We start from the raw sequence: 13911 nt of genomic DNA, 5'->3' as shown, positions 1-13911 counted from the left end.
ATTAGGATCAGGGCAAAATCATACTTTGACCGCCTTATGACCAACTATGAGTTGGTCACGAAAATTATCAGACCACATAGCCTGTTTTAGCTTTCCTTTCATACTGTCCTTTTTAGGATGTAACCGAGCAAGATTCAAGGAAAACCTCCTTGCCACAGCAATATTTTCAGCGGCATTTTCTCGTCTTATGCGAGAATCATCTTCCTTATAAGTCACATCTAGGACATAGTGGGCCTTATTTTCCACCTCCCAGTGCCCCCGAATACTATCAGCAATTAGGGGCAAATTAATCGGTAGAGAACTAATGTAATACTGGTGCTCTGTTTCGTTTTTGCCCTTGAGCTCACGCTGACGAATCACCTCTACAATGCTTCTAATGCCTGCCCATTTTTCTGCTTCTGGAATTAATTCGTTGATTAATAATTGACGATAGGTACGTTGTTCTATTCGACCATGGCCTGCGTCCACTTCGTGATAGGTTGATTTTGCAACTACATCGGCATGTTGTTTGTTCATGTAGCTAAAATAGTCCTTGATTTCTTCGTTCAAATTTTTTTGGTTATCCTTTACAGGCAAGACATAATCGGCCTTCTTTTGGTGCAGTTTAGAAACGATTTGGCGCTGTGTATTCATCGCATCCATTGTGATAATCGCATTACTCATTTCAATGAGGTCTAATAATTCCATGACCGTTTTATTTTCATTTTTCTTACCCTTTGAACGTGATTGTGCCAATACTAATCCATTCGATTTGCTCCATACAGTCACGCTATGTAATGCACTCATCCTATCGCCATCAAATGAATGACGAAGTGTTTTACCGTCAATTGAAATCTGCTCTTTGCCTTCATATCGCCTTAATTCATTCACCCAGGCAACAAAGCACTTTGTAAATTCTTCAGGTACTAATGAACTTATAATGCGTGCTATCGTATCATCAACTGGAATGCCGTTTTTAAAGGGTCTGTACTTCCTTAACCAATCAATCTTTGTTCAACCAAACTCATAAATATCCTTCCAGCCCTCACAGCCAGACATTACTCCTGTAATGGTTAAAAACACCACGTCTAAAAGATCATGTTTTACATTAATATCCTTGCGAGGATCTGTAATTTGCTCAAAATAATCGGCAAAACTCATCTAATTGCATCCTTTTCTTTTCTGAAAGTGCAATTAGATCATGCTCAGAAATTAAAATCTAGTCATAATGGTATGATCTTGCCCTGTCATTAGGATATTCCTAGGTTGAAAACGAAATAGCTTTTCTGTGTCCTGGCTCGGAACCAACGCTGCATGAACGTTGTAGTCGTTCAGATGAAAAAAATCCCACAATAGATAAAGGAGATCCTAAATCGATTTGTTGATAGGCTTCAACATGCCGTGGATTATTTAAAAAGGCTGCTGTTTCGTGATGCTGATTGACCTGGGCCTGATTCAACGCTTGAGAAATCGCAGAACGACTTGGTCTAACTTCATAAGAATATAAATATCGTACAATAGCTAAATGTCCGGCTCCTGCGGCTAGTTTTAATACCGTGCCAATAGCCGCTTTGGTTGGTCGAGCTTTTGGAGTCTCGCAAATGAATTGCAAGGCCTCTTCATGCCCATTGTTCGTTGCATGATTCAATGCGCGTTCAATCGATGGGAGCGTTGGCTGATACTTGGAGTTACAAAATAAGGCTAGCAATTCAACGGCACCCACTTTTGCCGCTTCTTCAAAAGCTTGTTCAATAGAATTTTGCTTCGGCTCATTGCACTCAAGCGCGCATAAAAATTCAATGCCCACCTTGTCTTTATGAATAACCGAATGAATTAATAACTGATGCACCGCGTTTTGCATGCTCGGACTTGACATGTAAGAGACAAAAAAGTTTGCATCCGGGAATGATCCAGCCAAAAAGGCTTCTTTAAAGCCCTTAGTAAAAGAAGAGGCTCGCGGCGCACGAGTTTCTTTGCTTAAAAAATCAACAGCCACCTTGGCGTGACCGGCTTCGACGGCTTTAACCAGCGCAGATTGCAGGGTATTTTCATTGAAGTCTTCTAATTCAATAAGCTGTTGAACCATGGCCAACTCCCCTTGTTCGGCGGCCATAAACAGCAATTTTTTTATGATTCTTTTGTCAAAGCGCTCTGAGTACGCTTTTATAATAAGCTCGGTAGATGACCAAAACCCGAGCTGGGCAGAGCAAACCAACATGGCAGCTATCTCTTTGTCTTGAATCATCAGAGCTCTTTCGTCACTTAATAACCATCGTAGTAACCCCACATTCCTACGCTCGACTGTCCCAATTAGAAGCGTTCTTCCACCATAGTTAGATCTAACCCATGCCAGAGAGTCTTTGTATTTACAATTCAGCGCAGCAAGGATTTGCGTACGGATAGATTCATCATCCAATGCAATCAACAATTCAATTAAATAGCGTTCATATTCATTTATAGAATCAGGATTTAATTCCGGTACTAATCGAAAGATACGAGTCAAAGCCTTATAATCTATCACACCCGCTTGATGCGCGAATCGCTCATCGGTCACTAAGATGTAAAGCCCATATTTGTCACGAGGAATACTGGTGGTGATCGTGCCTATTAAATCTAAAACGGATAACTGTCTTGAAATCTCTTTCCAGGTGTCTTCTATGGTATAATATTGTTCTTCCCCAAAGGTCTGGCTCGTGCTAGCTTCAGCCACACAGGTTCTAAATTGCGAAGAGAGCTTATCCGCCCTTTCTTGCAGCAGGCTGTTTTTTCTAGGATAACGTCTTAATAATTTCAATAATGGTTCATCGCTCAAATATTCAGGATGATGCGTTATTACAGTTACCAAGGCTTGGTAAACAAGATCCGCTGAGGATTGATTCGTTTTTTGAAGCGCTTTAATCATCGTGGCTAATTGTGCGATTACATCCTCTGAGCAGTGTGCTGCATCATTTAATTGGTTCAGGTAATTGGTTGGATCAAACAATCCTAGTCGTTCATATAATGCAGGCTTATAGGGTAATAAATGAAACACACCACCCAAGTCTTTTTTAAGCAATTGTTCTCCAGTACTGTCCTCTAGAAGGCTTCCTACTGCCTCAAGACGATCATAATGGCCATCGCCTGCTAACTTAGACAATAAGCGTGATAATAGAGAATGATCTACCTTATGGTTTAATAGCTCCTTTAAAATAAGTTTCCAGGCTTCTTCGGTCCTATGGTCATTATTTAAAGCCTCCAAAAGAAAAGTCGATTGAAATAAATCATACAGTGCAAACGCATTTTCACGGCTAATTGAAAAATGAACCCTAGGAATACACACCACTTGCTTGATTAATAACTCGCCTAACCTATCGCCTGTTAAGGAGAACTCTTCAAATCCACGTAAATGAGCGCCGGTCCTCTTGGCTAACTGGATGACTTCGTCTGCTTCTGGGAAAGGTTCTAATAACTGGATAAATCGCTTGAACGAGTCTTCATCTGAGTCTAAAAAAGCCACATGATAATCAAAAAAATGATGAATAAGCCCCGTCGTCATGATCTCCGCTGGAGTCACACCATGTTTTAACAGCCACAATATCCCTCCAGTAAATTGAAGAACATCATCAACCCAATTAAACATCAACCGGGCTACTCCTAGTGGATAATTCTGATACTTTAGTTGCTCTGATAACCTATGCAAAACAAACTGTACATGAGTTTCATTATCTAAGCTTGCCTCATTCCTATGGTAGAGGCTTAATGCGCGAGATTCGTTCAGAATTAAAACATAAGAGAATAATTCATTGATTTTAGCAGTTCTTAGAGGCTTATCTTCCAAGGAATTTAAATAATTTAGTGCCAGCTGGCTCATATCCATTGGCGTTGAAGACGCAATCTGATCCTTACATGCGTTTAAAAATCGTTGATAAGCTTGATTTGTTTCTAACGCCGAACGGACCTCATCTGCTTCTTGTTCATGATTGGCCTTGGAAAACCGCATTGTCCATAGCGAAGCAATCAGCTTTCTTTGCAGGGCCATCGCTTCGTTTAAAGCTGCTTCTACTTGCACTAAAGACAGTGGTTCACCTTGCAAAACACTTATGTCTCCACGGCGATGTACCCAGGAAAATAACTCGTATAGCATACTGGTTGCTCCTTATTCCTGGCGTATCTTCATTATTAAAGCAATCAATTTTAAAGATCAATAGCTTTGCATATACCCGTGATCGTTCACAATGACATAAGTTAAGGCTAGCGGTTGAGAAGGTCTATCTTGACATTAAGTATTCTGCCGCTTAGCATGCTCTCATCTTTTTACTGGGGTTAGGCTATGCCAATTCAACGCTTGCGCGATCTGGTTAGTGAAGATTTTGAAGCAGTCAATGCGCTTATTAATGAGAAAATTAAATCTGAAGTTTCCTTAATAGATGATTTATCGAATCACATTATGCATAGCGGCGGCAAACGACTGCGCCCTCTTTTAGTGCTTTTAGCCTGCCATGCCTGCAATTATAAAGGCAAACATCACATTAACCTTGCAGCGATGATTGAATTTTTCCATACTGCGACGTTGTTGCATGATGACGTCATTGATGAATCAACCATGCGTCGTGGTCGTAAAACAGCCAATAAAATTTGGGGAACCAAAGCCAGCATACTGGTGGGGGATTATCTTTTCATACAATACATGCAATTAGCCTTAGAAGTCGGTAATTTGAAGATTATGGCTATTTTGACCCAGCATTTTTACGAGATTACTCGCGGTGAAATTCAACAGTTGAATAATCGCCATAATACCAGACTGACTGAAGAGGAATATTTCGACATTATTCGTTCTAAAACCTCGTTATTGTTTGCCGTTTCTGCGGCTCTTGGATCTTTAATTTGTGATTCCGATGAAACAATATATCAGAGTTTATTTAATTATGGCTTGCATTTAGGCAATGCGTTTCAGCTTATTGATGATGCACTGGATTATTGCTCTAGCGCAGAAACCTTGGGAAAAAATATTGGTGATGACTTAGCGGATGGGAAAGCAACGTTACCCATCCTACACGCTTTAAAACAGTGTGATAAAGCTCAACAAACGTTAATTGTTGACAGTCTACAAACCGGTAATCTAGCAGCCTTGCCTGAAATTTTAGCGGCCATTGAACAAGCCAACTCGATTCAATATACTCGCGAAGTGGCTGAAGCCGAAGTCGATAAAGCAATCACTGCCTTGCAAATTTTACCCGATTCGGTATATAAAGAAGCGCTTACCGAACTCGCGCGCTATGCCGTAACGCGCGATCATTAGCAATTATTTCTTATTTTCGGAGTGTAGCTCAGCCTGGTAGAGCACTGCCTTCGGGAGGCAGGGGTCGCAAGTTCGATTCTTGTCACTCCGACCAATATTCCCGTAATCGTTCAAAATGCGAGTTTTTAGGCGCCTTTATTTTTTGTCCTGCCGCATTTTAAAAAGCGACTAATGGCTCATTCCCTTGCAAGTTTTTTAAAATGCGGCAGGGCGAAAAAAAAGAAAAAGCATAAATTACGGATTTTGAACGATCACGGTATACCTTTATAAAAGATGGAACGTGTTGACTGCCTGGGGAGTAAAACGCTACTCAAGTGTGATGTTGAATATAGGCAGTATTATCCCCTCGTCATTTTGAATGGGTGATTAAATTTAGCTCAGTCACTCAAAATTTACACAAGCTGTTGAATAAATAGGTAATTAATTAGCGCCTCATGATCTTTTTGCTTACCAAGTGACTTTTCATTGACCATCTAATTAAGAATAGATATACTTGCCTCAATTTTTTTACTCCCTTAAGTCTTAAACGTTTATAAATTTTTAAGTTATTCAAAGACATTCATATAGAGGTAAATATGAAGATTGCGTTAAATGATTTATGTAAAAAAAATGTAACTGAACTAAAGGATTTTTTTTTTAACAATACCGCGATCCGAAAAAGAGATAATCATTGAAGGATCGTTTTCAACTTCAAAAGATTCAAAGACCCCTGCTGAAGTTTTATATTATTTGCCAGCTCATGTATCTTCGGTAATTTTCAAAGGCACATGTATTAAAAAGTTTTCTTTCCGTAGTTTAGGAGTAGATCACTATAATGTAGATGTAGGAAATTTGTTAAGCGACTATGTATCTGCTTTACCCGCCTCAGTGATTAAACTTGGAATAATTTATAATCGCCTTAAGTTAAATGAATCAACTGAATTCCCTGGTGAGAGCCTTGGGCAAGCATTGAGCGCAATCCCTGGTCATATTAATGAGCTCACTCTTTCTGAGTGTCTTTTAAATTGTGAGGTTGAGGTCTCATATAAGCTACCTGCCACTCTTACAACATTTAATGTCATTCCTGATGTCGGTAAAAAGTCGCTTTTTACTAAGGATGTTAAACTGGCGGCACACCCCAATATTACAACCATTCGTTTCAAGGGCGTAAGAATAACCTATCAAGAATTAAAAGAGATCCTTCCTGATTCTTTACAAGAATTTGATCTTGAAAGTAATTTAAATGGGTATAGATACAAAACACTCCAGGCCATCTTTAATGAACTCCCGCCTAATTTAAAAATTTTAAAACTGGGTAATACTTATGATAGGAGCAATGGATTAAATCAAGTGGATTTAATTCGGGCTTTAACAAAAGCTCCTGCAAGCTTAACAGAGTTAGATATTAGCAATAATGGCTTTCTCTATTTAGCTCCTGATGAATTTGCTGAGGTAATGAATCACCTTCCAAACAATATTTCTAAACTTAGATGTGTTGAAACATCGGGTAATACGTTAACAGGCCGTGAAGTTGCTGAACGATTTTCTCGCATACCAAGTCATATAGTTGAACTTGATTTAAGCGGGTGCAATTTGCTTGGGCTGTCAATAGATAAATTTATCATTGCCCTTAAGGGTATACCAAGACATGTTAAAACAATCGATTTAAGTGATAATTCAATATACAGACTACGTATTGCTGATGTAAAACGTCTCTTCTCTCAACTCCCCTTCCAGGTGAGAACGGTTAGACTTAATCGAAATAAACTAGATTTACTTGAGGCAAGCCAGATAAGCGAGGCATTCAGCCAGGTGAACTTAACCAATTTATCCACCCTGGATATACGCGACAATGGGCTTGATACACTACCCCAGACAAAACTCAATCAATTAATGGATGCCTTCCCTGATGTAACTTTATTAATTGAACCCAGCAAAATTTTTGTTCGTAATGACGGTGTCTTAACGCGATATTCAAGCGGCCCTGGGTATGGTTTTTTTAATCCTCAAGGCCAGCTGAAACATCAAAGGCAGCTTGCAAGCTCAGTGACACAGGCATTTAAAGGCTTAACCGTTGTTTCTCCATTTGTTGATCCCTCACAAGCAGCCGAGCACGCTCAATTAACGGATTCCTTTATCTCACCCATACCGCCCGCCACGATTACTGAAGAACATCGCTTACGTTGCGAAGCTGCTGTTCGCCGCCGAATTAGCGTGTGCTCTGCCAGTGAAGCCACCGTGAATCTCGCAGGCTGCGGGTTAAATCAGATAGATTCTGAAAAAAGGTTGGGGGCAATTTTTAAAGGAATACCTGAAGCCGCAACTTCGCTAAACTTAAGAGGCAATGGTTTTTTGCATAATCCCGAATCCAGCCAGGCTTTATTTGGCGCATTAAGAGGCCTCCCAAAAAATATTGCATATATCGACCTCAGCGGCAATGGCTTTGAGCGAGCAAGCTCTGAGATTTTAAAGCAATTATTTGCGAGCTTACCCGAAACGGTGACGCATATTTCTATATCACAGGAAAAGCCTGTAAGTCCGGCTCAATATATTGCAAAGCACCATTGGCCTAGTTGGTTTCCAACCTATGTAGCCAATGAAACAGACCTCATGAAACAAGCTCGAAAAATGCTGGATGATTATACGAAAGGCGACTCGCCGTTTTGGCGGTTTTTAACCTTTCATTGGGTACGAGAGCATGTCGCTGAAGTTGCAAAAATTGTGAGAGCCATGGACGATGGCATCATTACCAATATGGACGATTTAATGGGTGAGTTAGAAGCCATCAATCTGGACAATGAAATAGGCTCTTTGGCACAGAGGATTGCGTTTCTTTACAAATTGTCGCAAGAACAAACACCCGTTTCTCAGGCCGAAGCTCAAGACACAGCAGGAGTGCAAACCCTAACTCATAGCGTTTGAATAATTTAATCATTGGACAAATTTATGATTGACTATTACCAGTGCCTGGGGATTGATTCCAAAGCCAGTTCAGAGGATATTAAACGAGCTTATCGGCGTTTGGCTTTAATTCATCACCCAGATAGACCTACCGGCAATAAAGAACAATTCGAACGTATTAATGAAGCCTACCAGGTGTTAGGAAATCCCGACAAACGGATTTTGTATGACGATCCTTCCTTAAGCAGTTTTGATGCTTATCTTGTACGTTATAAGCGGGAAAATTTAGATTTTCAATTGGTAGACAACCCCCATCAATACGACCACTACACGTATGTTAATCTGCACTTAAAATTGCAAGGCAGCCAACAATTCACTAAAGGGCATGTAAACATGCCCTACGAGGAATTGTGGGAAAAACTATCTTACATCAGTCATATCATCCAAAAAAGAGCAGAGCTCTTAGAAAAAAAGACAACAAGAACCAACGTTGAAGAAGAAACCTTGAAAAAAATAGGCGAAACTTCAAGAAAAAATGCAGAAGTTCGTAACATTTTTCGCTTTGATAAAAAAAAGGCACTTTACGATTTAACGCTGGGCATTGTGCAATCGGAAGAAATCAGCGCAATAGAGCAAGAAATCGGCGGAAAAGCGCCGCTCATGGCGTATTTAAAGGAAGTCCCTTACCTTAATATTGCCGAAGCCGTTTTCGCATTGCACACCGCTCGCATCCTCACCCCCATGACCTTCAAACAACTTGCTGAATGGCGTGAGGATAAGTCCAAGTTTTCGGGCATATCAATATCTTCTGCTTTAAGCGATCTTTTAAGCGCAGGTTTATTAACTTTGGAGAACTTTAATTTTCTCCTCAAACAGAAGCAATATATCGCTGAAATTGATTTTGGGTTTGCACGGATAAAATTACACGGTCTTTTGAATCAAAAGCTGTTCGAAATCGTGGTTAACGCCGGGAAAGATGCGAGAGATGTGGGAAGCAATATAGAATTTCTTGAGGATTTTTTAAATGAGATTAACTTGCAGCTGATCAGTAAAACAATCCCACAAGTCGCTTTTTGTGTGCTGCTTAGAGGCCATAGCACGGAAGGCTTATTTACCAAAGAACAATCCCAGATATTTCATTGGCAAGGCCCTCAGCCCATCAGCAATCTACTTCACCAAATCGACCAGATGTTTGCTTATGGACTTTACTTATTCACTTGCGATGTTGAAAAAGGGAAAACAGCCATCCGTTTGGCGTTGGATTTAAGGCAAGAATTAAAAAACTTTTTTGAACTGCCCGAACACACACAAGAAGCGATGGAAGAGTTTAAACGATCGTTTGTTAAAACACTTCATTCCAAAGATAGTGAAATGTCTACCCATCGAGCATTTTGGAAAGTCATTGTCGCTAATATATTCATCGCGCTAACGGGCATCGGCCTTTTTGCCCTGGGATGGCAATATGCACAGCAGGGTCAATTATTTTTTGCGAAAACCAATCGACAAAAACTGATCGATTCTGTGGAAAAAGAGGCAGAACACGCCTGGGAACAACACGGATGCTTCTCCTTTGCATCGCCTGGTTAAGAATTCAAAGCCATCGTTTTTTAGTGGGCCAGCCGGGATTCTGATGAAAAGGCCCGTTTCCTTTGCAACTTTATATCATCCCCTAGTTATAAGTTCAGTAATTAAAATTCTCTGCTTTCTAAGATATTGATGGTATTAGTTATTTGGCCTAATTTTTCTTTTCTTTGATTTACAATCGTGAATCCATTCGATTTCCAAAAGTTTAAAGCTTTCATGTTTTGTTCTTGCACAATACATCTTAATGTAATTTTCTGGAGAGAATGCCTAAGATCTCTAATTAAGCAAGAACCGATACGTTGATTCCGATAATTTGGATGAATCAACAAGTAACCAATTGTCCATATCTCTTTTTCTGGATAGTCACGAATTATATCCAAAATACCAATTAAAATATTTTGGTCATAAACACCTAAGACAAATTTATCTTCTCTAATATTCTTTGATGGCGGGCAAGCTGAGAAAATTACTTCAGCAGAACCTTTTTCTCCTTCACACAATTCAAAAAAATCATCAAATAACCGAATGAATTTTTGTATCTCATCCTGATTATCTGCAGATAATAGCCTAATATCCCATTTTTTTAATTTCAGTAAAAATGGAAGTTTCTTCAACTTGATCCTCCAATTTGATTTTCATTTATTATTCTGCTTACAGATGTACGACCAATTGTTAGTCTTCTGCTGATTTCTGATTGGCTTATGCCTTTATTGAACATAAATATTATTTCATCCCTCCGTTTTCTTGCGGTTGCCGAACGCCCATGAGATTTACCTTCAGAGCGAACTCAATGATGTTTTTTGTCAAAATTATGGTGCTTTGTTAGCAACCTTAAATAAAGGTTGTTCAAACGTGTGCATAACCATTGCTTCATTAAACAATCTGCTTATGTGGAGACAAGTTACGATGGATGCACACCTTGATCTTGTAATTGTAAACCTGGATGATCTTTTGCTGATTCGGTTATAACCATGCACCTGCCAATGGCAGCTTCAAATCCACGCGTAACCTTACCTGCAGTCAATTCTTTGGTAGCTTTTGCTCGTAACGCTTGATTAATTTCCTCTAATGAATTAGCAATAGTAATGCTGTCCATTAATTCTCTAGCGGCTGTAACTTTAGTGTTCGTTAAAACACCATTCCTAAAGAGATGGGTTATTAAAGAAGGCTCAAATACTCCCTCTCTATTAAATGCACCTCTAGAATCGATATACCGTTGTAATTCTACCTTTAAACTCTCTTTAATATTTTCGAGAGTAATGGCTCGTTGGTCATTCAAGATGTCTTTTCCGGCTTTTACTTCTGGAGGAGTAATCGGTCTCACATGCTCCAGAGTTCCTTCTGGTGTCACGCGATCTAAATCTCTTAAAGCTTCGTGTATATTTTGATGTTCATAAGCACCAGCAAGCTTGATTACCAAATCGGGATGAATTTTCAAAAAATTAACATTAAAAATATCGGGGCGATTATTTTTTATAAAAATCAGAGCTTTCACCATTTCGACTGTTTTAGGATGTGTTCTACTGCATCCCCGAAAAAAAGGCGTATATGCACCATTTAACCCTCGCCAAGCATTAAGACTTATAACACTTCTACGGCGTATTTTTTCAGTGAAAAAATCTTCTTCTCTACGTTCCATTTGCAGAGCCATCCCCACATCAACACACAAGACTTGACTATCTGGAGGTGGTGTTTTAACGAAATTTTTTGGTGCGGTTGCATCAACTACAATTCTTCCAGTGCGATTATATATATCAATTAATGCGCCGCTCATTTCACTGTCGGATGCTTGTACACCCCGTACATAAGGACAAACCCATCCAAATCCATCTTTTGTACTTACAGTTCTAGCTGGTGGAGGAAGATTCGGATTGATGGCATTCCATAATCTTACTGATCGCTCTGGCGTGTCCGTTTCGCTTCTGTTTCTTTGGATTTTTAATACAGATCTTCCGTCATCACTTACGTAAGCTATATTATAAGTACCACGGCCTAGATATTGCCAACCTTTTGGCATGATAAAACACCCTGTAAATGAGTGTGCTTACATTATAGTATAGATCATAGAAATGGCGTTAAATTACAGAAACAGGCCAAATGCGAACTGAGATAGCGATTCTTTTTAAAAGAAAAATTGATGGATGAGATTTGTTTAACTCGCTCCATGAGCGTTTAAGATAAAGCGCACTAAAAAATTGAGACAGTGGGGCGCGCAATGCAATACCATGAGAAGGATTTCTACTTCCTCTGGGTGTATCAATGAGGTTGGTGATGATATTTTCCAACATGGCGATTATTTTGGGGTCGTGATAATACTGCTTGATGTCATTCAATAATTTATAAGGCGGGATTGAAGCATCGTAGGATGCGGATATTAATGCCTGTTGGTAGCTACCCATCTTTTTTCCTTGCGTTACCCATCGATAATCCATTAGGACTTATTTATTAAAGATTTTTTTGTAAAAATCAATCCTACCACCAACAACCAAATAATTAATAAGATTAAAGTAAACCCTAAAAGCGGATTGTGCACCAAATAACCCATTACAATAACAGCAAGGGTTGCAAAGCCCATATTAATGAAACTCATCATGGCAGCAGAGCTTGCTTTATCAGCTATTGCATTAGAAGCGATAGCTGATCCTCCAGAAAATAAAAAGCTGCTTAATAAATATAGACTGGCTGTGATTAGGAAAAACCATAATGCTGACTGACTTCCAAGATGCCACATTAGGAATAAGTTGCTAATGGCAATCGCGACTCCAGTTAATCCTATTGCGATGACGCTATTTTCTGAAAGCCGCGTTAACAGTTGTTTGGCTAAAATACCGCCAGCCAGCATGCCAATGACATTTAGCCCATTCCAATAGCCATATTCTGCCGCTGATAAATCCAAGCTATTCTGTGCAATCTGTGGGCCTGCTGCAGAAAAACAATAAGATATAGCAGAGCAACTTCCAACCACGATTGAATAAACAACTAACGTGGGGGATTTAAGTGTAGTTGAGTAATCCGTTATTATCCTGGACAGGTGAATGGGCTTTGCCTCAACTAATGTTTCACTAAATACTTGCGTACCCCAAAGCATGACCAAGCCATGCGCCAGTAAAAGCCAAAAGCAACCTTGCCAGTGCCAATATTCAGTAATAATGCCGCCTATCATCACCGCTATCCCAACACCTAATGCAAAGGAAAATACAGCATAAGCCATAGCTGATTTACGTTGAGTTTCAGGCAACCATTCATTAATTAGCATAAAAGTACAAGCAAGCCCGCTTGCCGCACCAAGCGCTGAAATGAATCGTCCTAAAATGAGCAGCCAATAAAAATTAGCGAATAAAGCGGTTAAACAAATAATAATACCCAACAGGTTTATTGTAAGACCGATTCTTAATGCTTTTAGCCTACCGAATTGATTAGCAAGAGGCCCATAAATTAATTGCCCTAATACATACCCAATCAAAAAAGCCGATACCATCCATTCCACGCTACCGATAGCTAAGTGATATTGATGTTCAATTTCAGGCAGAGCCGGAGTGATGATTGCAGCTGAAACTGAAGCAATTGAAATGTAGCTTAACAACCAAATGAGATTAAATATCGAGGTTTGTTTCATAAATTATGTCCATTTGTATAAAGTCTATTATTTAAGTATGTGAAAACAGTTTCCTACTATGAATAAATAAAAAAACAGGTTAAAGGCGTTGCTATAATTTCGATTAAGTCCAAAATTTTCTGTAAATTCCAATCAATTCGATCCCATGAGATAATTCATTAATTAACTATTTTATTCAACTCAAGAACAGTATTTTTGGGGTTGTTCTTGTTCAGCAAACCAGTCTTTAAACTCATCGATATCCAAGTAACGTCTTGCTAACCACTGTTCATTAAACTCAGCAGCGAATGCACTGATAAGCCTTTTAGACGACTCCTCATTAGGGAAGATACGTATAACGCGTTCTCTGCGCCTTATTTCTTCATTAAGCCGCTCTTGCATATTGGTGGAACGTAAGCGCTTTCTGTATTTTTCGGGTAATGCCATGACAGCCATTGCATCCTCAAAGCCCTCTTCTAAGCATGCCACAGCTTTGGACGCTTACTTAAAGACGAGATCTGTATGGTACGATTTTTGAAAACGTCGTTGCGAGGAGCGCAGCGACGAAGTAATCTAGAGGCCTTAATGCATTAAA

Annotated in this window: 8 protein-coding genes, 1 tRNA gene and 2 pseudogenes; 4 read left to right on the top strand and 7 right to left on the bottom strand. The window is 39.5% G+C overall.

The window, feature by feature from the left end; all coding sequences use genetic code 11:
• Positions 1–18: 18 nt before the first annotated feature.
• Together E1O47_RS01660 and E1O47_RS01655 are read right to left on the bottom strand one after the other, a co-directional pair.
• Positions 19–1140, bottom strand: a pseudogene (locus tag E1O47_RS01660) (ISAs1 family transposase).
• Positions 1141–1240: 100 nt separating this feature from the next.
• The gene (locus tag E1O47_RS01655) at positions 1241–4102 is read right to left on the bottom strand and encodes an ankyrin repeat domain-containing protein (protein ID WP_133129533.1); all 2862 of its coding nucleotides are present in this window, start codon (positions 4100–4102) and stop codon (positions 1241–1243) included.
• A 186-nt stretch (positions 4103–4288) separates the two neighbouring features.
• On the opposite strand from E1O47_RS01655, the gene E1O47_RS01650 reads away from it, so the two are divergent.
• The 4 genes from E1O47_RS01650 (at position 4289) to E1O47_RS01635 (ending at position 9724) form a co-directional block, all read left to right on the top strand.
• Entirely contained in the window at positions 4289–5257 is a 969-nt protein-coding gene (locus E1O47_RS01650; RefSeq protein WP_133129532.1) for a polyprenyl synthetase family protein, read from the top strand.
• Between the two features lie 17 nt (positions 5258–5274).
• A tRNA-Pro gene (locus E1O47_RS01645) sits at positions 5275–5351 on the top strand.
• Positions 5352–6088: 737 nt separating this feature from the next.
• Entirely contained in the window at positions 6089–8158 is a 2070-nt protein-coding gene (locus tag E1O47_RS01640; protein ID WP_133129531.1) for a DUF5617 domain-containing protein, read from the top strand.
• A gap of 24 nt (positions 8159–8182) precedes the next feature.
• The gene (locus E1O47_RS01635; RefSeq protein ID WP_133129530.1) at positions 8183–9724 is read left to right on the top strand and encodes a J domain-containing protein; all 1542 of its coding nucleotides are present in this window, start codon (positions 8183–8185) and stop codon (positions 9722–9724) included.
• A gap of 101 nt (positions 9725–9825) precedes the next feature.
• Here the strand turns inward: E1O47_RS01635 and E1O47_RS01630 are convergent, their stop codons facing one another.
• From E1O47_RS01630 to E1O47_RS01610, 5 genes and pseudogenes are all read right to left on the bottom strand, one after another.
• Positions 9826–10335 (bottom strand): GNAT family N-acetyltransferase, encoded by a 510-nt coding sequence (locus E1O47_RS01630; RefSeq protein ID WP_165475018.1) that lies wholly within the window; start codon positions 10333–10335, stop codon positions 9826–9828.
• Positions 10336–10622: 287 nt separating this feature from the next.
• On the bottom strand, positions 10623–11738 hold the full coding sequence (locus E1O47_RS01625; RefSeq protein ID WP_133129528.1) for a hypothetical protein: 1116 nt from the start codon (positions 11736–11738) through the stop codon (positions 10623–10625).
• Between the two features lie 58 nt (positions 11739–11796).
• Positions 11797–12120 (bottom strand): hypothetical protein, encoded by a 324-nt coding sequence (locus E1O47_RS01620; RefSeq protein ID WP_133129527.1) that lies wholly within the window; start codon positions 12118–12120, stop codon positions 11797–11799.
• 32 nt (positions 12121–12152) lie between these two features.
• Positions 12153–13337: an MFS transporter gene (locus E1O47_RS01615; protein WP_133129526.1), complete on the bottom strand. Its 1185-nt coding sequence runs from the start codon at positions 13335–13337 to the stop codon at positions 12153–12155.
• A gap of 158 nt (positions 13338–13495) precedes the next feature.
• Positions 13496–13817: pseudogene (locus E1O47_RS01610) on the bottom strand (transposase); the annotation flags it as partial.
• Positions 13818–13911 lie beyond the last annotated feature (94 nt).

The sequence above is a fragment of the Legionella yabuuchiae genome (assembly GCF_900640115.1).
Classification (GTDB): domain Bacteria; phylum Pseudomonadota; class Gammaproteobacteria; order Legionellales; family Legionellaceae; genus Legionella_A; species Legionella_A yabuuchiae.
Note: the sequence above shows the minus strand (reverse complement) of the source record. Positions and strands in the feature narration are given on the sequence as shown.